The sequence below is a fragment of the Rhizobium sp. BK212 genome (assembly GCF_014197475.1).
Taxonomy (GTDB): Bacteria; Pseudomonadota; Alphaproteobacteria; order Rhizobiales; family Rhizobiaceae; genus Rhizobium; species Rhizobium anhuiense.
Map to the genome: position 1 here is coordinate 200793 of NZ_JACIFS010000006.1, position 18989 is coordinate 219781.

21 protein-coding genes are annotated in these 18989 nt (G+C 61.3%); 15 read left to right on the forward strand and 6 right to left on the reverse strand.

Annotated elements, in window-relative coordinates:
- Positions 1–233 precede the first annotated feature (233 nt).
- The 5 genes from FHT79_RS20365 (at position 234) to FHT79_RS20385 (ending at position 5395) form a co-directional block, all read left to right on the forward strand.
- Complete coding sequence (locus FHT79_RS20365) at positions 234–1535, forward strand: L,D-transpeptidase family protein (protein ID WP_047616400.1); 1302 nt, start codon at positions 234–236, stop codon at positions 1533–1535.
- Between the two features lie 216 nt (positions 1536–1751).
- The gene (glyA, locus tag FHT79_RS20370; protein WP_018447470.1) at positions 1752–3050 is read left to right on the forward strand and encodes a serine hydroxymethyltransferase; all 1299 of its coding nucleotides are present in this window, start codon (positions 1752–1754) and stop codon (positions 3048–3050) included.
- Between the two features lie 9 nt (positions 3051–3059).
- On the forward strand, positions 3060–3536 hold the full coding sequence (gene nrdR / locus FHT79_RS20375) for a transcriptional regulator NrdR (RefSeq protein ID WP_003547190.1): 477 nt from the start codon (positions 3060–3062) through the stop codon (positions 3534–3536).
- A 3-nt stretch (positions 3537–3539) separates the two neighbouring features.
- Positions 3540–4778, forward strand: coding sequence for a bifunctional diaminohydroxyphosphoribosylaminopyrimidine deaminase/5-amino-6-(5-phosphoribosylamino)uracil reductase RibD (ribD, locus tag FHT79_RS20380; RefSeq protein ID WP_097595088.1), 1239 nt, complete (start codon positions 3540–3542; stop codon positions 4776–4778).
- The gene (locus FHT79_RS20385) at positions 4778–5395 is read left to right on the forward strand and encodes a riboflavin synthase (RefSeq protein ID WP_047616404.1); all 618 of its coding nucleotides are present in this window, start codon (positions 4778–4780) and stop codon (positions 5393–5395) included. Before ribD ends, FHT79_RS20385 begins: the two co-directional genes overlap by 1 nt.
- A gap of 184 nt (positions 5396–5579) precedes the next feature.
- On the opposite strand, the gene FHT79_RS20390 is transcribed toward FHT79_RS20385, so the two are convergent.
- The 3 genes from FHT79_RS20390 to FHT79_RS20400 form a co-directional block, all read right to left on the reverse strand.
- Positions 5580–6095, reverse strand: coding sequence for a GNAT family N-acetyltransferase (locus tag FHT79_RS20390; protein ID WP_097595089.1), 516 nt, complete (start codon positions 6093–6095; stop codon positions 5580–5582).
- Between the two features lie 26 nt (positions 6096–6121).
- Positions 6122–6625 (reverse strand): cupin domain-containing protein, encoded by a 504-nt coding sequence (locus FHT79_RS20395; protein ID WP_097543002.1) that lies wholly within the window; start codon positions 6623–6625, stop codon positions 6122–6124.
- Between the two features lie 208 nt (positions 6626–6833).
- Positions 6834–7193, reverse strand: a complete 360-nt coding sequence (locus FHT79_RS20400; protein ID WP_097595090.1) for a hypothetical protein — start codon at positions 7191–7193, stop codon at positions 6834–6836.
- Between the two features lie 345 nt (positions 7194–7538).
- On the opposite strand from FHT79_RS20400, the gene ribH reads away from it, so the two are divergent.
- The 3 genes from ribH (at position 7539) to FHT79_RS20415 (ending at position 10817) form a co-directional block, all read left to right on the forward strand.
- A complete protein-coding gene (ribH, locus tag FHT79_RS20405) occupies positions 7539–7994 on the forward strand; it encodes a 6,7-dimethyl-8-ribityllumazine synthase (protein ID WP_004674116.1) in 456 nt (151 codons plus the stop codon).
- Between the two features lie 3 nt (positions 7995–7997).
- Entirely contained in the window at positions 7998–8480 is a 483-nt protein-coding gene (gene nusB, locus FHT79_RS20410) for a transcription antitermination factor NusB (RefSeq protein ID WP_018241520.1), read from the forward strand.
- A 198-nt stretch (positions 8481–8678) separates the two neighbouring features.
- A complete protein-coding gene (locus FHT79_RS20415; RefSeq protein WP_183903995.1) occupies positions 8679–10817 on the forward strand; it encodes a sodium-translocating pyrophosphatase in 2139 nt (712 codons plus the stop codon).
- A gap of 69 nt (positions 10818–10886) precedes the next feature.
- Here the strand turns inward: FHT79_RS20415 and FHT79_RS20420 are convergent, their stop codons facing one another.
- Positions 10887–11420 carry an outer membrane protein assembly factor BamE gene (locus tag FHT79_RS20420; protein ID WP_047616416.1) on the reverse strand — a complete coding sequence of 178 codons (534 nt, stop codon included), beginning with the start codon at positions 11418–11420 and terminating at the stop codon, positions 10887–10889.
- Between the two features lie 187 nt (positions 11421–11607).
- Between FHT79_RS20420 and FHT79_RS20425 the strand changes: the two genes are divergently transcribed.
- The 6 genes from FHT79_RS20425 (at position 11608) to FHT79_RS20450 (ending at position 16052) form a co-directional block, all read left to right on the forward strand.
- The gene (locus tag FHT79_RS20425; RefSeq protein ID WP_183903996.1) at positions 11608–12213 is read left to right on the forward strand and encodes a ubiquinol-cytochrome C chaperone family protein; all 606 of its coding nucleotides are present in this window, start codon (positions 11608–11610) and stop codon (positions 12211–12213) included.
- A gap of 11 nt (positions 12214–12224) precedes the next feature.
- Positions 12225–12779: a DUF177 domain-containing protein gene (locus FHT79_RS20430; RefSeq protein WP_183903997.1), complete on the forward strand. Its 555-nt coding sequence runs from the start codon at positions 12225–12227 to the stop codon at positions 12777–12779.
- Positions 12780–12878: 99 nt separating this feature from the next.
- The gene (plsX, locus tag FHT79_RS20435; RefSeq protein WP_047616628.1) at positions 12879–13925 is read left to right on the forward strand and encodes a phosphate acyltransferase PlsX; all 1047 of its coding nucleotides are present in this window, start codon (positions 12879–12881) and stop codon (positions 13923–13925) included.
- Positions 13926–13945: 20 nt separating this feature from the next.
- A complete protein-coding gene (locus FHT79_RS20440) occupies positions 13946–14917 on the forward strand; it encodes a beta-ketoacyl-ACP synthase III (protein ID WP_183904050.1) in 972 nt (323 codons plus the stop codon).
- Positions 14918–15023: 106 nt separating this feature from the next.
- Positions 15024–15362, forward strand: a complete 339-nt coding sequence (locus FHT79_RS20445) for an integration host factor subunit alpha (protein ID WP_047616420.1) — start codon at positions 15024–15026, stop codon at positions 15360–15362.
- Between the two features lie 150 nt (positions 15363–15512).
- Positions 15513–16052, forward strand: coding sequence for a MerR family transcriptional regulator (locus FHT79_RS20450; protein ID WP_047616421.1), 540 nt, complete (start codon positions 15513–15515; stop codon positions 16050–16052).
- Between the two features lie 6 nt (positions 16053–16058).
- Here the strand turns inward: FHT79_RS20450 and FHT79_RS20455 are convergent, their stop codons facing one another.
- A complete protein-coding gene (locus tag FHT79_RS20455; RefSeq protein WP_018447482.1) occupies positions 16059–16406 on the reverse strand; it encodes a response regulator in 348 nt (115 codons plus the stop codon).
- 383 nt (positions 16407–16789) lie between these two features.
- On the opposite strand from FHT79_RS20455, the gene FHT79_RS20460 reads away from it, so the two are divergent.
- A complete protein-coding gene (locus FHT79_RS20460; RefSeq protein ID WP_047616423.1) occupies positions 16790–18436 on the forward strand; it encodes an ATP-binding protein in 1647 nt (548 codons plus the stop codon).
- Positions 18437–18585: 149 nt separating this feature from the next.
- Here the strand turns inward: FHT79_RS20460 and FHT79_RS20465 are convergent, their stop codons facing one another.
- Positions 18586–18900: a DUF1236 domain-containing protein gene (locus FHT79_RS20465; protein WP_047616425.1), complete on the reverse strand. Its 315-nt coding sequence runs from the start codon at positions 18898–18900 to the stop codon at positions 18586–18588.
- Between the last annotated feature and the right edge of the window lie 89 nt (positions 18901–18989).

Genomic DNA, 18989 nt, shown 5'->3' on the forward strand with positions numbered 1-18989 from the left:
CTGCCGACCTGGCAACACGAATTGGCCATATTGGTGTGGCAGCGGAAGGCTTAACAACCGGCGCTTTCAATGGACCGATCAGAGTTCAGGCTTTCTCATCGCAATCTTGTGATGGGGGAGGCGGAGTTTTTTGATACGCCGGGACAACGAATGGACAGGGATCTGCGTTAAAGCGCAGTGATTTCGCAAAGAGCCGCGGCTTGTTCTTATGGCGGCATTGAGTGGTTGGGACTATGTCGAAGAAAAACGGAATTGAAGCTCTCTCTCGCCGCGCTTTCCTTGCGTCCGCGGCAACGGTTGGCGCCAGCGCGATCGCGGCGCCGGCATTTGCGCAATCGGCGCTCGATACGCTGATCAACGCGCCGCGCCGCGGCAACTGGGACGACCAGTTCGACGCCAAGGCGGCGTCGCGCACGGCGACCGCCATGGTTTCCAACACGCCGATCCTCGGGCCCCAATCGGTCGCGAGCGCCCAGCAGGCAATCATGCAGTATCAGCAGATCGCCGCAGCCGGCGGCTGGCCCGAGGTCAATCCCGGTGACCAGCGCCTGCAACTCGGCGTCAGCTCTCCCGCCGTCCAGGCGCTGCGCCAGCGTCTCGCGATCACCGGCGATCTGCCGCGCGAGGCCGGCCTGTCCAACGCCTTCGATTCCTATGTCGACGGCGCCGTCAAGCGCTTCCAGGCGCGTCACGGACTGCCGGCCGATGGCGTTCTCGGCGAATTCACCCTGAAGGCGATGAACATCCCCGCCGATGTTCGCCTGCAGCAGCTGAACACCAATGTCGTCCGTCTGCAGACCTTCCCCGAGGACTTGGGCCGCCGTCACCTGATGGTCAATATTCCGGCGGCCTATGTCGAGGCCGTCGAAGACGGCAGTGTCGCGACGCGTCACACCGCGGTCGTCGGCCGCTTGAGCCGCCCGACGCATCTGGTCAATTCGAAGATCTATGAGGTCATCCTCAATCCTTACTGGACGGCGCCGCGCTCGATCGTCGAGAAGGACATCATGCCGCTGATGCGCAAGGATCCGACCTATCTCGAAAAGAACGCCATCCGTCTGATCGACGGCAAGGGCAACGAAGTCGCCCCCGAAACCGTCGACTGGAACGGCGAGGCGCCGAACCTGATGTTCCGACAGGACCCCGGCAAGATCAACGCCATGGCGTCGACGAAGATCAACTTCTACAACAAGAACGGCGAGTACATGCACGACACGCCGCAGCAGGGCCTGTTCAACAAGCTGATGCGCTTCGAATCCTCGGGCTGCGTCCGCGTGCAGAACGTGCGCGACCTGACCAACTGGTTGCTGCGCGAGACCCCCGGCTGGAGCCGCCAGCAGATGGAGCAGGTGATCGCCACCGGCGTCAACACGCCGATCAAACTCGCGGCGGAAGTTCCGGTTTACTTTGTCTATATCTCTGCCTGGGGCATGCCCGACGGCATCGTCCAGTTCCGTGACGACATCTATCAGATGGACGGCAATGCCGAGCTGGCGCTCGACACCACGGCTGGCATGGAACAGCCGGTTCAGTAAGCGGCAAGCTCTGCATCGCAATTTGAGAACCGCGCTTTCGGGCGCGGTTTTTTTATGCCGGGAGGGGCTCTCCATAAAATGGCCGCCAGGCATCGGCGCGGCGCGGCCGGAAAAGAGCGTGAGCGCGCGCTTTGCTCAGCAAATGTCGTTCTTCGTATTGCCCTTGCCACAGCGGAAGGCTAATACCTCAGCGCATTCCAGTTGAGGAGCCCGCCCATGACCAATGCTTCCACCGAATCCTTCTTCAATCGCTCGCTTGCGGACGTCGATCCGGACATTTTCAGCGCGATCGGAAAGGAGCTCGGTCGCCAACGGCACGAGATCGAACTGATCGCTTCTGAGAACATCGTCTCCCGCGCCGTGTTGGAAGCCCAGGGCTCCATCATGACCAACAAATATGCCGAGGGTTATCCCGGCAAGCGTTATTACGGCGGCTGCCAGTTCGTCGATATCGCCGAGGAACTGGCGATCGAGCGCGCCAAGAAGCTGTTCGGCGTCAATTTCGCCAACGTCCAGCCGAATTCCGGTTCGCAGATGAACCAGGCCGTGTTCCTGGCGCTCCTGCAGCCCGGCGACACTTTCATGGGTCTCGACCTGAATTCGGGCGGCCATCTCACGCATGGTTCGCCGGTCAACATGTCCGGCAAGTGGTTCAACGTCGTTTCCTACGGCGTGCGCGAAGGCGATAACCTGCTCGACATGGATGAGGTCGCCCGCAAGGCCGAAGAAACCAAGCCGAAGCTCATCATCGCCGGCGGCACTGCCTATTCCCGCATCTGGGACTGGAAGCGCTTCCGCGAGATCGCCGACAGCGTCGGCGCCTATCTGATGGTCGACATGGCCCATATTGCCGGCCTCGTCGCCGGTGGCGTTCATCCGTCGCCGTTCCCGCATTGCCATGTCGCGACGACGACGACCCACAAGTCGCTGCGCGGCCCGCGCGGCGGCGTCATCCTCACCAATGACGAGGATCTGGCCAAGAAGTTCAATTCGGCCGTTTTCCCCGGCCTGCAGGGTGGTCCGCTGATGCACATCATCGCCGCCAAGGCCGTTGCCTTCGGCGAGGCACTGCAGCCGGAATTCAAGGATTATGCCGCTCAGGTCGTCAAGAATGCCAAGGCGCTCGCTGAAACGCTGATATCAGGCGGCCTCGACGTCGTCTCCGGCGGCACCGACAACCACCTGATGCTGGTCGACCTGCGCAAGAAGAACGCCACCGGCAAGCGCGCCGAGGCAGCGCTCGGCCGTGCCTACGTCACCTGCAACAAGAATGGCATTCCCTTCGATCCGGAAAAGCCCTTCGTCACCTCGGGTGTGCGCCTGGGCGCACCGGCCGGCACCACCCGTGGCTTCAAGGAAGCGGAATTCCGCGAAATCGGCAATCTCATTGTCGAGGTTCTCGACGGCCTGAAGGTCGCCAATTCCGATGAAGGCAATGCCGCCGTCGAAGCCGCCGTGCGCGGCAAGGTGGTCAATCTCACCGACCGCTTCCCCATGTATGGCTACATGGGATAAGGAGTAGGGATGCGCTGCCCCTATTGCGGTTCGGAAGATACTCAGGTCAAGGATTCGCGCCCGGCGGAGGACAACACCTCCATCCGCCGGCGGCGCATCTGTCCGGATTGCGGCGGTCGCTTCACCACCTTCGAGCGCGTGCAGCTGCGCGAGCTGATGGTCATCAAGAAGACCGGCCGCAAGGTGCCATTCGACCGCGACAAGCTGGTGCGCTCTTTCGAGGTGGCGCTACGCAAGCGCCCGGTCGAGCGGGATCGCATCGAGCGCGCCGTCTCCGGCATCGTCCGCCGGCTTGAAAGCTCCGGCGAAACCGAGATCTCTTCCGAGCAGATCGGCCTGCAGGTGCTGGAGGCGATGAAGAGCCTCGATGATGTCGGCTTCGTGCGCTACGCCTCGGTCTATCGGGATTTCTCGCTTGCCGAGGATTTCGAGAAGGTCATTTCGGAAATCAACGCCAAGATTGCCCGCGACCCGCTGGACAGGTGAGCCATGAGCATCACGCCGCATGACGAACGTTTCATGGCGGCGGCGATCCGCCTGTCGCGCTGGCATCTCGGCCGCACCGCTACCAACCCCTCCGTCGGATGCGTGATCGTCAGGGATGGCGTCATCGTCGGCCGGGCGGTGACGGCGCTCGGGGGCCGCCCGCATGCCGAGACGCAGGCGCTGGCTGAAGCCGGCGCGCTCGCCCGCGGCGCCACCGCCTATGTGACGCTCGAACCTTGCTCGCATCACGGCAAGACGCCGCCCTGTTCCGAGGCGCTGATCGCCTCTGGCGTTGGCCGCGTCGTCATCAGCGTCACCGATCCAGATCCGCGTGTCTCGGGCCGCGGCATCGCCATGCTGCGTGAAGCCGGCATACAGGTGGATGCCGGTGCTCTGGAGGAAGAGGGCCGGCGTTCGCTTGCCGCCTATCTCACCCGCCAGACGAAGAACCGGCCCTATGTGACTCTCAAGCTTGCCGTTTCCGCCGACGGCATGGTCGGCCGTCAGGGGGAGGGACAGGTAGCAATCACCGGCCCGCTCGCCCGCGCGCAGGTGCATGCGCTGCGCGCCGAAACCGATGCGATCCTCGTCGGCATCGGCACGGCGATTGCGGACGATCCGCTGCTGACGGTGCGAACACCAGGTCTCGAAGCCCAGTCCCCGATCCGCATCGTTCTCGATCCCACCCTGGCATTGCCGCTGACCAGCAAGCTCGCCCTGACGGCGCGGGACGTGCCTGTCATCGTGGTGGCGAGTGAGGAAGTGTGGCCTTTGTCGGCGGATGCGGAGGGGCTACCCCCCTCTATCCTGCCGGACACCTCCCCAGCTGTGGGGGGTCCGAAGGACGGGTCGAGACCTGTGGCTCGGCCCCGGTACTCCGGCAGGGCAGAAGGCGGTACCCCACCCACAGACGCTACCGACATGGACTCGCGCCGCGCCGCACTCGAAGCCGCTGGCGTCGAGATCGTCTATTGCAATCCTTACCATCCGGAAATCCTGCTGCCGGCACTCGCAACACGCGGTATTTCCTCGCTTCTGGTCGAGGGCGGCGCAAAGACGGCGCGGCTTTTCCTCGAGGCTGGCCTCGTCGACCGTATCCAGCTTTATCAGGCGCCTGTCGTTATCGGCCAGCGCGGTATTGAATCGCCGCTTGATGCAACCGACATACCATCGGGTTTTGCCCATAGGGGCACGCGGATGTTCGGCGAAGATCGCCTGGACGAATATGAAAGAGGGTTTTGATGTTCACCGGAATAGTCACCGATGTCGGCACGGTCGAATCCGTTTCCCCGTTGAAGGAAGGCATCCGCCTGCGGGTCGCGACCGCCTATGATCCCGCGACCATCGACATGGGCGCCTCGATCTCGCATGCCGGCATCTGCCTGACCGTCACCGCCCTGCCGGCCGAAGGCAGCAACGGCCGCTGGTATGAGGTCGAGGCCTGGGAGGAGGCGCTGCGGCTGACGACGATCGGCACCTGGCGGGAAGGCAGCCGCATCAATCTCGAACGGTCGCTGAAGATCGGCGACGAGCTCGGCGGCCATATCGTTTCCGGCCATGTCGACGGCAAGGCGGAAATCCTCTCGGTGACATCGGAGGGCGATGCCACGCGCTACCGCCTGCGTGCGCCCGAACACCTGGCGAAATTCGTCGCCCCCAAGGGTTCGATTGCGCTCGACGGCACCTCGCTGACGGTCAATGCGGTCGATGGCACGGATTTCGACGTGCTGCTGATCCGCCATACGCTCGAAGTCACCACCTGGGGCGACCGCAAGGCCGGCGATTTCGTTAATTTCGAGGTCGATACCATGGCGCGTTACGCCGCCCGGCTGGCCGAATTCCCCAGCGCCTCAGCCTGAAATGTGCCCCTCACCCTAACCTGCCGGGGTCGAGCCACTCGTCTCGCCCCGTCCTTCGGACCCCCGTAAAAGCGGGGCGAGGGGACGTGCCATGCGAGACGCCGGCGAGGTACGGAGAGGTCGCCGCATATTCCCTTCGCCTGCGAGCGGAGAGAAGGTGCCGGCAGGCGGATGAGGGGCGGCTCTAACGCGAAAACTGAATAATCTCGCCATTGTATTGCGTCCGCGCCGTCTCGCGAAAACCGAGCTTGGCTGCCACCCGCAACGAAGCCTCATTCTCGGGGCTGATGATGCAGCTCATTGGTTTTCCTGGGAAATGCACCTCCGCCCAGCCGATCAGGATTGCCAGCGCCTCGGTGGCATAACCGCGGCCGTGTGCTAAGGGCATCAGCGCCCAGCCGACTTCCATCGTCCCTTCGATCGACGGTTCCATCTCGCGGCGGGCTTCGAGGAAGCCCGCTTCGCCGATGAACCGGCCGCTCTCTTTTTCGATGATCGCCAGAAAGCCGAAGCCCATATGATGCCACATGCCGGCGAGGCGCAGCATGCGGCTCCAGCTCTGCTCGCGCGTCGATGGCACGCCGGTGATGAAGCGAACGACGTCCTCGTCCGCCCACAGCGCTGCATGCGCCTCGAAATCGTCGAGGCGGTGAGGGCGCAGCGTCAGCCGCGCCGTTTCGAAAGTCGGAATGTCGGTCACATCAGATCCTTATGGAAATCGCGCCCTCAGGCGCCGGGCTCGCCGTCCCAATAATCGAGATCACCTTCCGGCCGTCCGATGTGGCGGAAGCGCCCGGCTTTTGTGCCGTCCCTGTTGGTCTTGGCAAGGAACTTTCCGGAATCGGGATATTCGACGATCTCGGTCTTCGCCATCGTCGAGATGCCGAGATACACAAGCGTCGTCGTGCCGGTGTTGATGATTTGGTGCGCCGTTTCCGGCCCGCCAGCCGGCGCGCCGAGCACGTCGCCCGCCCTGATCGGATGGCGCGCGTCGCCGAAGCGGTATTCGCCGGTGCCTGCGATTATATGGAAGAGTTCGTCTTCGACATGATGATTGTGGAAGGGACAGCCCGACTTGCCTGGCGGCACCTCGTTGTAGCTGACGCCGAGTCCGGCGAGGCCGAGAAGCGTGCCGAACGAGGTGTCGACGCTTTCATAGAACTCGCCCTGTTTCCAATGGTCGAGCTTAAGATCGGCGGTATTGATCACCGCCTTCGGTTCCATCGCCATGATGTTCTCCTGTTGCAGGAAGAGAAACTATCATCGCGCCGGAAAATTCAATGCCTATCTCGGAAATCCCCGGCATGGGCGGAGAGGAGACCGCCGCCCATGCTGTGAGCGCCGCGCATGGAATGGAACACGCTAGGGACGCTCGATCACTTCAACCCACGCATACCCCCGAAGCTCGATTCCGATCTCGGGGGTATGCGCTGGAGCGTCAGCGGACGTAGAAGGTCAAGCTTCCGTCGGCTGCCTGCTCGGCGTTGACGATGTTGCGGACGTCGACGCCTTCATTGTTGAGCCGGTGGGCCAGCGATCTGTTGGCGTCGATCGAGGCCTGGATGCCGCGAACGGCCTGACCGGAGCGTTCCGGCGCCGAGCGCGGACCGGTCGTTTCGTCGTCGAGATTGCGCCAGTTATGGACCTGCTCGACATTGAAATCATTGCCGTGGAAGGTCCGGAGTGTCTGTTCGATGCCCTGGGCCGTGTTCATTCCAAGGCTTTCGGCCCGGCTGACGCCGGCAAATGCGAGCGAGGAGAGGGCTGCGGCGAGGGTGATGGAGACAACGCGCTTCATGATGGTATCCTTTCATCTGCTTTGACGGTCGACTGTCGTTGCAGGGGATCGTCTGCGTCACGACATGGAATTGGCGTTGCCATCTTCGCGATTCAATGGGTTAAGCCACTGAAAATCCATTAAGAATTGTTCATGAAAACCGCCTTCGAATTGCCGTTTTCAAGGCATCCGGGAAAGCTGATTTGAAAGGCTTGCCCAGCAGTGCAGGCAGGACGCGGCTATCCCCTTGCAGATATTTCTTCTTTGGCATTGGGGCATCGGGCGAAATTGCTTGCCATTCGGACGAAGGCATGTTTTGACCGCGGGCTGCCGAGTGGGAAATGTCCCGCCAACCGAAGGTGAACCATGCCGAGAGAGACCGCTCCCCATATTTTGATCGTTGAGGCCCGCTTCTACGACGACATGGCCGACGCCCTGCTCGAAGGCGCGACCTTCGCATTGCAAGAAGCCGGCGCCACCTTCGAGGTGGTCACCGTTCCCGGCGCACTGGAAATTCCGGCGGCGATTGCCATGTCGCTCGATGGAGACGACAATGGCGGCACGCATTATGACGGCTATGTCGCCCTCGGCATGGTCATTCGCGGCGAGACCTATCACTTCGATATCGTGTCGAACGAATCCTCGCGCGCCTTGATGGATCTTGCGGTCAGCGAGTCCCTTGCCATCGGCAACGGCATCCTGACCGTCGAAAACGATGAACAGGCATGGGCGCGCGCGCGCCGCTCGGATAAGGATAAGGGCGGATTTGCCGCTCGTGCAGCTCTGACGATGATCGAGCTGAAGCAGAAACTGGGTGCATAACGAATGAACGACGACAAGACGGAACGGCCGGTCAAGACTGCAAACCAGCGGGGCGCTGCCCGTCTTGCTGCCGTTCAGGCACTTTATCAAATGGATGTCGGCGGCACCGGCGTTCTGGAAATCGTCGCCGAATACGAGGCGCACCGTCTTGGCCAGGAACTCGACGGCGCGACCTATCTGAAGGCCGATGCCGCCTGGTTCCGTTCCATCGTCTCCGGCGTCGTGCGCGATCAGGTCCGTCTCGATCCGCTGATTGCCGCGGCCCTGCAGGATGATTGGGCCTTGTCGCGCCTCGACAGCACCGTGCGCGCCATTCTGCGCGCCGGCGTCTTCGAAATCACCGACCGCAAGGACGTTCCCGTGGCGGTCATCGTCACCGAATATGTCGAGATCGCCCAGGCCTTCTTCGACGACGACGAGCCGAAGCTCGTCAACGCCGTGCTCGACCGCATCGCCAAGCAGGTCCGCGGCGAGGCGAAGAAATAACTCCTTAGCCGCCAAACAATCTCCCTGCGTCTTTCTTCGCACTGCAATGGTTTTCGCCCGTTGCGGTCTTGACGCAACGTGATCGACCACGCAATCTCCGCACCGCTTAGCTGTGGCATTTCTGTGGAGAGGAAGGCGATTCGGCGGCGTATCTGCCGGAGAAGGAGTGATCTCCGGCCTATGGGAGGAACGAGCGAAATGACCATTCTTTTATGCGTAATCGCATGCGGTCTGCTCTCGGTGGTCTATGCCGCCTGGGCAACCCGGTCGGTGCTTGCCGCCGATCAGGGCAATAGCCGCATGCAGGAGATCGCGGGTTACATCCGCGAAGGCGCTCAAGCCTATCTGACGCGCCAGTACAGAACCATTGCCCTTGTCGGCGTTGTTGTTTTCATCGCAGCCTGGCTGCTTCTTTCCGCCACGGCCGCCATCGGTTTCCTGATTGGCGCCGTACTATCAGGCGCCGCCGGTTTCATCGGCATGCATGTCTCCGTCCGCGCCAATGTGCGCACCGCCCAGGCAGCCTCCATCAGCCTTTCCGCTGGCCTCGACATCGCCTTCAAGTCGGGTGCGATCACCGGCATGCTGGTGGCCGGTCTGGCGCTGCTCGGCGTCTCCATCTACTACACGATTTTGACCATCGGGCTCGGCCATGAGAGCGGCTCGCGCGAAGTCATCGATGCGCTGGTGGCGCTCGGCTTCGGCGCTTCGCTTATCTCGATCTTCGCCCGTCTCGGTGGCGGTATCTTCACCAAGGGCGCCGACGTCGGCGGCGACCTCGTCGGCAAGGTGGAAGCCGGCATTCCCGAAGACGATCCGCGCAACCCGGCAACGATTGCCGATAATGTCGGCGACAATGTCGGCGACTGCGCCGGCATGGCCGCCGACCTCTTCGAGACCTATGCGGTCTCGGTCGTCGCCACCATGGTTCTCGCCGCCATCTTCTTTGCCGGCGCGCCGATCCTCCAGTCTGCGATGGTCTATCCGCTGGCGATCTGCGGTGCCTGCATCATCACCTCGATCATCGGCACCTTCTTCGTCAAGCTCGGTGCGAACGGCTCGATCATGGGCGCTCTTTACAAGGGTCTCATCGTCACCGGCCTGCTGTCGATCGTCGGTCTCGGCGCTGCCACCTCGCTGACCATCGGCTGGGGCTCGATCGGCTCCGTCGGCGGCGCCGATATCTCGGGCGCGCACCTCTTCTTCTGCGGCGTCATCGGCCTCGTCGTCACCGCACTGATCGTGGTGATTACCGAATATTATACCGGCACCGGCAAGCGCCCGGTCGTCTCGATCGCCCAGGCCTCGGTCACCGGTCACGGCACCAACGTCATCCAGGGCCTGGCCGTCTCGCTGGAATCGACGGCACTGCCGGCGATTGTCATCGTCGGCGGCATTCTCGCCACCTACCAGCTCGGCGGCCTGTTCGGCACCGGCATTGCGGTCACGGCGATGCTGGGCATTGCCGGGATGATCGTCGCGCTCGACGCCTTCGGACCGGTGACGGACAATGCCGGCGGTATCGCCGAAATGTCGCATCTGCCGCCGGAGGTGCGCAAATCCACCGACGCGCTCGATGCTGTCGGCAATACGACCAAAGCCGTCACCAAGGGTTATGCCATCGGTTCCGCCGGTCTCGGCGCACTGGTTCTCTTCGCCGCCTACTCCTACGACCTCAAATATTTTGCGGCGAATGGCGACAAGTTCCCTTATTTCGCGGGCATAGGCGCAATTTCGTTCGATCTTTCCAACCCCTACGTCGTGGCGGGATTGATCTTCGGAGGTCTCGTTCCCTACCTCTTCGGCGGCATTGCCATGACCGCCGTCGGCCGTGCGGCCGGCGCGATCGTCGAGGAAGTCCGCCGTCAGTTCAAGGAAAAGCCCGGCATCATGCAGGGCACGGAAAAGCCGGATTACGGCAGGGCCGTCGACCTTCTGACCAAGGCCGCCATCCGCGAGATGATCGTGCCGTCGCTGCTGCCGGTGCTGGCGCCGATCGTCGTCTATTTCGGCGTGCTTCTCATCTCCGGCTCCAAGGCTTCCGCCTTTGCCGCCCTCGGCGCATCGCTGCTCGGCGTCATCATCAACGGCCTCTTCGTCGCCATCTCGATGACATCGGGTGGTGGCGCCTGGGACAATGCCAAGAAGAGCTTCGAGGACGGTTTCGTCGACAAGGACGGCGTGCGTCACATGAAGGGTTCGGATGCGCACAAGGCCTCCGTCACCGGCGACACGGTCGGCGATCCCTACAAGGATACCGCCGGCCCCGCCGTCAACCCGGCGATCAAGATCACCAATATCGTCGCACTTCTGCTGCTCGCCGTTCTCGCTGGCTAGACGGGATCAGAGACCATTAAAAAACCCGCCGGAGCGATCCGGCGGGTTTTTCGTATGAGGTATGTCCGATCAGCGCAGGCTGCTTGGGTTCTGCGGCGTACCGCCGGCGCCGCCGCCGAACAGGCTGCGGGCAGCACTTGCGGCGCTGCCGCCGGAGAGCATCTGCTGCAGGAAGGTGAGTTCCTTGCCGCCGGTCGGCGTAACGCGTCCGATCGTGTCGAACACCTTGCCGTCCTGCAGCGTATAGTTGGCGCGGCGGCTGACGACGTTGTCCTTGTCGAAATAGATTGCCAGAACGCTCTGGTCGACGACCTTCAGCTTCTGGAAGGCGACGGCACGCGTGCGTCGCTGCGAGATATAATAGAAGACTTCGCCGTCGAAGGTCGCCGTCGTCGACGGGGTGCCGAGCGACAGCAGCACCTGCTCGCGGCTTGAGCCCTCCGGAACGAGGTTCAGCGACTGCTGGTCGGCGACATAACCGCCGTTGAGCACGGTGCTGGTCTGGCAGCCGGAAAGAGCTGATGTGGAGGCGATTATGAAGGCAATGGCCGCACTGCTGAAGAATTTCATGTCAGACTTGAAATACCGTTTCTTCAACGACATCTACTCCCTTGAGTGTCGATAGCAGCCATTTTGGGCCTTGCACGCTTTCCTCCTGCAAAACCATTGTGGCCATTCCGAGTCGAATGTCCCGAATTCGCTTCGTAGACGCATTGAAGGCATTGTCCCGAAACTGGCCACGATCAGCATTGCAATTCGCGCCTGCTTCGGTAAACCAGCTTTCGAAATCATGCAACAAGGCCAGACGCCAGCCGGCATGAAGAATGAGGCATTTCCGGAAAAAACAATGATCTTCGGGCTCTTCCGTAAGAAAAACAACAATCAGGCGATCGTCGACAGGCAATATGCGGCCTTGGCGGCGGCCGCGCGCATGCCGGAACTCTACGAGCAGCTCAATGTGCCCGATACGGTCATGGGCCGTTTCGAGATGCTGTCGATCACCATGATTCTGTTTTTTCGCCGCACGCGCGCTTCCGCCACCAGCGGTCAGGAGATCGCCCAGGAGATCGTCGACGCCTTCTTCCAGGATATCGACTATTCGATCCGCGAGCTCGGCATCGGCGACAACAGCGTGCCGAAGCGCATGAAGAAGCTTGCCGGCATGTTTTACGGCCGGCTCGAAGCCTATTCGAAGGCGATGGACACCGGCGATGCCGAAGCCCTGGCTCTTGCTCTTCAACGCAATATCTACCCCGAAACCGAAGCGCCGGCCGATATGTCCGGCCTCGCCGGATGGATGATCACCGCGGAAGCGCATCTGTCCTCTCTAGCCGAAGAGGTGATCGCCACCGGCTCGGCAACGCTTCCGCCGGTCGCCAGCCCACCGGTTGCCTGAAGGAGGAAACGATGAAGAACGATCGGGACGATGTTCCCTTCTCCTATCACGTCAAGGTCGGCCATATTTCGGCCAACCCCGTCGAGGTCCATGTCGAGGCCGACGCCGGCGAACTCACGGCGCTTGCCAAGACCTGGAACGTCGTCTCCGTGGACGATCTCAGCGCCGATCTGCAGATTGCCCGCTGGAAGCGCGACGGCGTGCGCATCAAGGGCCGCGTGCAGGCGAAGATCGTCCAGTCCTGCGTCGTGACGCTGGAACCGGTCGAATCCGCCATCGATGAGAGTTTCGAGCAGATCTTCGTGCCGGAGGGCTCCAAGCTTGCCCGCCAGCCCGGCAACGACGCCGGCGAGATGCTGCTCGATCCCGACGGTCCCGATCTGCCCGAAACCTTTGTCGGCGACACGATCGATGCCGGCGAGGTGGTTGCAGAATTCGCCGCTCTGGCGATTGATCCCTATCCGCGCAAGGAGGGTATCGAATTCTCAGGTCATATCGAGGATAGCGGCGAGGACGATAAAAAGCCCTCCGCTTTCGCGGTCCTCAAGGACTGGAAAAAGGACTGAAGCGTCTCTGGCATTTGACACAATTCAGTTGTAAGCGACGCCAAAACCGGTATTTTGGCCGAAATTTCGCCCCTCGGCGAAAAGAAGGATCAGGGACGCGTGATCAGAATATCTCTCGACCTCATGGGTGGCGACTTTGGTCCCCAGGTTGTCATCCCCGGCGCCGCCAAGGCGCTGGATCGGCATCCGGATATTTCCTTCGTTTTCTACGGTCTCAAGGAACAGTGCGATCCGGTTCTCGCCAAGTTTCCGAAACTCAAAGAAAAATCGCTCTTTCACGACTGCGAACTTGCCGTTGCTATGGATGAGAAGCCGAGCCAGGCGCTGCGCCGCGGCCGCTATATCTCCACCATGTGGCGTTCGATCGAGGCGGTGAAGACGGGGGAGGCCGATGTCGCGGTCTCGGCCGGCAATACCGGGGCGCTGATGGCGATGGCGAAGTTCTGTCTGCGCACCATGGCCAATATCGAGCGCCCGGCGATCGCTGCAATCTGGCCGACGCTGAAGGGTGAGAGCATCGTCCTGGACGTCGGTGCGACGATCGGCGCCGATGCGCAGCAGCTGATGGATTTCGCCCTGATGGGTGGCGCCATGGCGCGCGCGCTGTTCGAAGTCGAACGCCCGACGATCGGCCTTCTGAACGTCGGTGTCGAGGAGATGAAGGGCCAGGAGGAGGTCAAGGAGGCCGGCCGGCTGTTGCGCGAGGCCAATATCGATTCGCTCGAATATTCCGGCTTTGTCGAGGGCAACGACCTTGGCAAGGGCACGGTCGACGTGGTCGTCACCGAAGGATTCTCCGGCAACATCGCACTCAAGACCGCCGAAGGCACCGCCAAGCAGATCGGCGAGTATCTGCGTGCCGCCATGTCGCGCACGCTGCTCGCCCGCATCGGCTACCTCTTTGCCAAAAGCGCCTTCGACATGCTTCGTGAGAAGCTCGATCCGAGCAAGGTCAATGGCGGCGTGTTTCTCGGCCTGAACGGTATCGTCATCAAGAGCCATGGCGGAGCGAATGCCGAAGGCATCGCAGCCGCAATCGAAGTCGGCTACGACATGGCCAAGAACGGCCTCAATCAGAAAATAGAAAACGATCTTAAGAAATATCATGCCAAACGGCTGCCCCCAATGGGCCCGGAAGCGGCATGAGCGATAGGGTTCAGTCAAATATGATCCGTTCAGTGGTTCGCGGGTTTGGAGCCGCACTTCCGAAGCGCGTGATGACCAATGGTGACATGGAGGCGATCGTCGACACATCCGACGAATGGATCGTCCAGCGCACCGGCATCCGCCAGCGTTATATCGCCGGTGATGACGAAACGACGGCGTCGCTCGGCGAGGCCGCCGCACGTGCAGCCCTTGCCAATTGCGGCCTGACGCCCGCCGATATCGATCTCATCATCTGCGCCACCTCGACGCCGGACAACACCTTTCCGGCAACGTCGGTCAACATCCAGAACCGTCTCGGCATGAGCCACGGCTTCGCCTTCGACGTCCAGGCCGTCTGCACCGGTTTCGTCTATGCGGTCACCACAGCAGATGCCTACATCCGCGGCGGACTTGCCAAGCGCGTTCTCGTCATCGGCGCCGAAACTTTTTCGCGCATTCTCGACTGGAACGACCGCACCACCTGCGTGCTTTTCGGCGATGGCGCCGGCGCGATCATACTTGAAGCGACCGAAGGCGAGGGCACCGTTGCCGACCGCGGCGTGCTGACCGCGCATCTGCGTTCCGACGGCTCGCATAAGGAAAAGCTGTATGTCGATGGCGGACCGTCGACGACCGGCACTGTCGGCAAGCTGCGCATGGAAGGCCGTGAGGTCTTCAAATATGCCGTCGGGATGATCACCGATGTCATTCAGGCGGCTTTCGATTCGACCGGCACCACCGCCGATGACCTCGACTGGCTGGTGCCGCACCAGGCCAATCGACGCATCATCGATGGTTCGGCGAAGAAGCTGAACATCGACGCGGCGAAAGTCGTCGTAACCGTCGACCTGCACGGCAACACGTCGGCCGCCTCGATCCCGCTCGCACTGGCGACCGCTGCCGGCGACGGCCGCATCAAGAAGGGCGACCTGGTGATGCTCGAAGCGATGGGCGGCGGCTTTACCTGGGGCGCCGTTCTGCTGCGCTGGTAGGCAGGAATCCTAAAAAACTGGCGGCGAACAAGAGCTTGACCGTAAGGCGCAAGACAAATACTCTTCGTGCGATTTCACAAAATAGTTTGTAGTGGGCGGGGAAACCATGACCGGAAAAACAGTGACGCGAGCAGACCTGGCGGAATCCGTTTTCCGAAAGGTCGGGCTTTCCCGGACCGAATCTGCCGAACTCGTCGAAACCGTCATCGACGAGATCTGCAATGCCATCGTGCGCGGTGAAACCGTCAAGCTTTCCTCCTTTGCCACTTTCCAGGTGCGCGACAAGAACGAGCGGATCGGCCGCAACCCGAAGACCGGCGAGGAGGTTCCGATTTCCCCGCGCCGGGTCATGACCTTCAAGGCGTCGAACGTGTTGAAGACGCGCATTCTCAAGGCGCATGTCGCTCGCAAGATCAAGCTGAAGCCGCAGAATCCGGCTCCCTGATCATCGGCTTCCCGTTTCTAAGCAGCGTTTTTTTGCTTTCGCACTGTCCAACGTTGTGCGCAACGTCGAGACATGACTTGAATTGTCGACGCCAAACCGTTGAAATATGATGAGTCGCCGTTGGATCGAGCCGCGAGGTCGCGTAGCAGTATGACGTTGGACAAGAGCCCCGATGCCTTTCGCACCATCAGCGAAGTCGCAGACGATCTTGATCTGCCGCAGCATGTGCTGCGCTTCTGGGAAACGCGTTTTCCCCAGATAAAGCCGATGAAGCGCGGCGGCGGCCGTCGTTATTACCGGCCGGAGGACGTGGATCTCCTCAAGGGCATCCGGCATCTGCTCTATGATCACGGCTATACGATCAAGGGTGTGCAGAAGCTTCTGAAGACCAACGGCAACAAGTTCGTCATATCGGTCGGCCACGGCGATCTCGCCAGCGTCGAGGCGCTTGCTTCGGGCGTGCAGGATGCCGGTGCCGGCGAACCGCGCGTCGGCATGGCCGACGAAGATCAGATCGTCGGCCGCGCCAAGCCGCCGATCACCCGCCGATTCTTCAATTTCGTCGCTGGAGACGACGAGCAGGAAGTTTCGATCGGCAAGTCGAGCGTCGGCAAGGAAGACAGGGCGCTGCTGCAGGAGGCGCTCTACGATCTGCTGGAATGCAAGCGCCTGCTCGACCAGGTGCGCTGAACCGCTTCAGGCTTCTGTCAGCCGCTTCATCGCCTGTTCGAGTTCGCTGAGCTGGAAGGGTTTTTGCAGCACGGGCAATGTGCTGGGGCTGCTGCCATCAGGCGCGGTGCCGTATCCCGTCGCGTAGAGATAGGGTTTGCCGCGTTCGTCGAGCAGCTTTGCGACCGGCAGTGAACTCTGCCCGGCCAGCGAGACGTCGAGTATGGCAGCGTCGAACTCCGTATCCCTGGCGGTTGCCAGCGCCCGCTCCAGATCGGGCGCGCTGGCGCAGACCCGGTAACCCAGATCGGCGAGCATGTCCTCGAGCAGCATGGCAATCAGCGCGTCGTCTTCGACGATGAATATGTCTTTCATGATCCGGTTCACCCATTGCCCCTTGCTAGAGCGCCGTGCGTCCTTTCGGATGCACAAAGGACGCTCCGACACTTTAAACCTACGCATCATGCTTTCCAAAAATCGATTCTGATTTTCGGAAAGCATGATGCGTAGGCATGATGGTTTATGTGGACCGCTTGCACGGCTCGTCAAGACGTCGTGCCCGGCAGTGTGAGAAACAGCATATTGCCGGTTGAAATTCGATGTGCAAAAGCTGGGATGCCGGCCGCGCAACGGCCACTTGCTGCATAATTCCTGAAATCCGAATCGATTTCGGTATAAAATTATGCAGAAATCCAAAGTGTTACAGCGTCTTTTGCGCGTCTGAAAAGACATGGCGGTGCTGTAAGAAGGGGTGTCGGATGGATTTGTTGAGTGCCACGGATTGGCTGCGTCACAGGCCGGGTTTTACCTATCCGCTTGCCGTTGCCTTCGTTGGCCTGACGTTTCTTTTGAGGCTTGCCGCCAGCGACTATCTCTCCGGCTTTCCCTTCCTGAGCTTCCTTCCGGCGATATTGCTCGCAAGTTTCATCGGCGGCGCCGGGCCGGGCCTTGTCGCGGCCATGCTTGCCGCTTTCATCGTCCAGCAATTTTTCGTCGAGCCGCACAATATCTTCTGGCCGGTCAGCGCCGGTCAATGGGTCGGTCTTTCCACTTATCTCATCAATGCCGCGATCATCGTCGGCCTGATGGAGATGATCATTATCGCCCATGAGCGGCAGAGCCGCCTTCGCAACGAGCTCAACAGCTTCAACACGCGCCTCGAAGAGACGGTGGTCCAGCGCACGGCCGAGCTCAGGCACGAGATGGAAGAGAATGCTGCCGCTCAGGCGCAGGTCCGCCAGCTGCAGAAGATGGAGACGATCGGACAGCTGACCGGTGGCGTCGCTCACGATTTCAACAACATGCTGGCGATCATCATCGGTAACCTCGATCTCGCCCAGCGGCGTCTGACCGGCAACGAGGATCCCCGGCTGCTGAATTCCATCCAGAACGCCAAAGACGGCGCGCAGAGGGCGGCCGTACTGACCGCGCGCCTTCTCGCCTTCTCGCGCCAGCAGCCGCTCGCACCTGAAGTGATCGACCTCAACAAGCTGGTCGGCGGCATGTCCGAGCTGCTGCGGCGCACACTCGGCGAGCAGATCCGGATCGAGACCGTGCTTGCCGGCGGCCTCTGGCCAAGCTTTGCCGATCTGAGCCAGCTCGAGAACGCTATTCTGAACCTGGCCGTCAACGCTCGCGATGCCATGCCGGGCGGCGGAAATCTGACGATCGAGACCGCCAATACCGAACTCGACGAGCGCTATTCGCGCATGCATTCGGAGGTGGAGGCCGGCCAGTATGTGATGATCAGCATCACCGATACCGGCACCGGCATGTCGCCGGAGGTGATCGAGCGCGCCTTCGACCCGTTCTACACGACCAAGGGACCCGGCAAGGGCACCGGTCTCGGCCTCAGCCAGGTTTACGGCTACATCAAGCAGAGCGGCGGCCACATCAAGATCTATTCGGAAATCGACAGGGGCACGACGGTGAAGATCTATCTTCCGCGTCATGTCGGCGCGACGGACGCCCGCTTGAGCGCCGCTGGCGCCCAGCCGCTTCCTCAGGGCAGCGTCAACGATACGATCCTGGTGGTGGAGGATGATGAGAACGTCCGCACCATGACCGCAGAAAGCCTGCATGAACTCGGTTACACCGTATTGCAGGCGGCAAGCGGCATGGAGGCGCTTTTGCTTCTGGAGGAGAATGCGGCAGTCGACCTGATCTTCACCGATATCGTCATGCCGCAGATGAGCGGACGCCAGCTTGCCGATGTCGTCCAGGAAAAATGGCCGGCGATCCGGATCCTCTACACGACGGGCTACACCCGCAATGCCATCGTCCACAACGGCGTGCTTGATCACGGCGTTTCCCTGCTCGCCAAGCCCTTCAGCCTGGAGCAGCTCGCCCACAAGATTCGTGAACTTCTGAATGTGCCGGTGAGGATGGAAGATGAGCGGACGTGAAGCCGCTAGAGCATAATGCCGAAAAGCGTGCGCGGTTTTCGCACGACATCATGCTCTACTCTTTAATTTAGAACAGGATTCAGATTTTAGGCCGGCCGGGCCTAAAATCATCCTGTTCTAGAAGGCCGCACGTCCACAGTTAGATCAGATTATTCCAGGACCTGGATTATGCGGTGCGTCTCCGGCTCGACGATCACGCGCCGCTCGTTGACGACGGTGTAGCCGTAGCCGTCGACGTTGGGCACGGTATGCACCTCGACGGTATCGGGCAGTGTCGCGCCGACCACGATATCGCCGTCATAGACGACGGAGGGCGTGGTTTGCTCCATCACATAGGTGCGCACTTCGCCGGGCAATACCACGGAGCCGGTCGGTGCGGGATCGGTAACGATGACGGTGCTCTGCGCGAAGGCGGCGGAGCTGATGGTCAGCATGGCGGCTGCAGCCAGCATGATCTTGCGCATGGGATATTCTCCTTTTCCTACCCAGACATCAACGCAACGCCGGCCATGCGGCATAGTTCCCCACTGGCTTTTGCCGGACGGAGGACACG

What these genes read in the sequence shown, in the direction of transcription:
- FHT79_RS20365 (WP_047616400.1), top strand. Translation starts at nt 234, where the DNA reads ATGTCGAAGAAAAACGGAATTGAAGCTCTCTCTCGCCGCGCTTTCCTT.
- glyA (WP_018447470.1), top strand. Translation starts at nt 1,752, where the DNA reads ATGACCAATGCTTCCACCGAATCCTTCTTCAATCGCTCGCTTGCGGAC.
- nrdR (WP_003547190.1), top strand. Translation starts at nt 3,060, where the DNA reads ATGCGCTGCCCCTATTGCGGTTCGGAAGATACTCAGGTCAAGGATTCG.
- ribD (WP_097595088.1), top strand. Translation starts at nt 3,540, where the DNA reads ATGAGCATCACGCCGCATGACGAACGTTTCATGGCGGCGGCGATCCGC.
- FHT79_RS20385 (WP_047616404.1), top strand. Translation starts at nt 4,778, where the DNA reads ATGTTCACCGGAATAGTCACCGATGTCGGCACGGTCGAATCCGTTTCC.
- FHT79_RS20395 (WP_097543002.1), bottom strand. Translation starts at nt 6,625, where the DNA reads ATGGCGATGGAACCGAAGGCGGTGATCAATACCGCCGATCTTAAGCTC.
- FHT79_RS20400 (WP_097595090.1), bottom strand. Translation starts at nt 7,193, where the DNA reads ATGAAGCGCGTTGTCTCCATCACCCTCGCCGCAGCCCTCTCCTCGCTC.
- ribH (WP_004674116.1), top strand. Translation starts at nt 7,539, where the DNA reads ATGCCGAGAGAGACCGCTCCCCATATTTTGATCGTTGAGGCCCGCTTC.
- nusB (WP_018241520.1), top strand. Translation starts at nt 7,998, where the DNA reads ATGAACGACGACAAGACGGAACGGCCGGTCAAGACTGCAAACCAGCGG.
- FHT79_RS20415 (WP_183903995.1), top strand. Translation starts at nt 8,679, where the DNA reads ATGACCATTCTTTTATGCGTAATCGCATGCGGTCTGCTCTCGGTGGTC.
- FHT79_RS20420 (WP_047616416.1), bottom strand. Translation starts at nt 11,420, where the DNA reads ATGTCGTTGAAGAAACGGTATTTCAAGTCTGACATGAAATTCTTCAGC.
- FHT79_RS20425 (WP_183903996.1), top strand. Translation starts at nt 11,608, where the DNA reads ATGCAACAAGGCCAGACGCCAGCCGGCATGAAGAATGAGGCATTTCCG.
- FHT79_RS20430 (WP_183903997.1), top strand. Translation starts at nt 12,225, where the DNA reads ATGAAGAACGATCGGGACGATGTTCCCTTCTCCTATCACGTCAAGGTC.
- FHT79_RS20440 (WP_183904050.1), top strand. Translation starts at nt 13,946, where the DNA reads ATGATCCGTTCAGTGGTTCGCGGGTTTGGAGCCGCACTTCCGAAGCGC.
- FHT79_RS20445 (WP_047616420.1), top strand. Translation starts at nt 15,024, where the DNA reads ATGACCGGAAAAACAGTGACGCGAGCAGACCTGGCGGAATCCGTTTTC.
- FHT79_RS20450 (WP_047616421.1), top strand. Translation starts at nt 15,513, where the DNA reads ATGACGTTGGACAAGAGCCCCGATGCCTTTCGCACCATCAGCGAAGTC.
- FHT79_RS20455 (WP_018447482.1), bottom strand. Translation starts at nt 16,406, where the DNA reads ATGAAAGACATATTCATCGTCGAAGACGACGCGCTGATTGCCATGCTG.
- FHT79_RS20460 (WP_047616423.1), top strand. Translation starts at nt 16,790, where the DNA reads ATGGATTTGTTGAGTGCCACGGATTGGCTGCGTCACAGGCCGGGTTTT.
- FHT79_RS20465 (WP_047616425.1), bottom strand. Translation starts at nt 18,900, where the DNA reads ATGCGCAAGATCATGCTGGCTGCAGCCGCCATGCTGACCATCAGCTCC.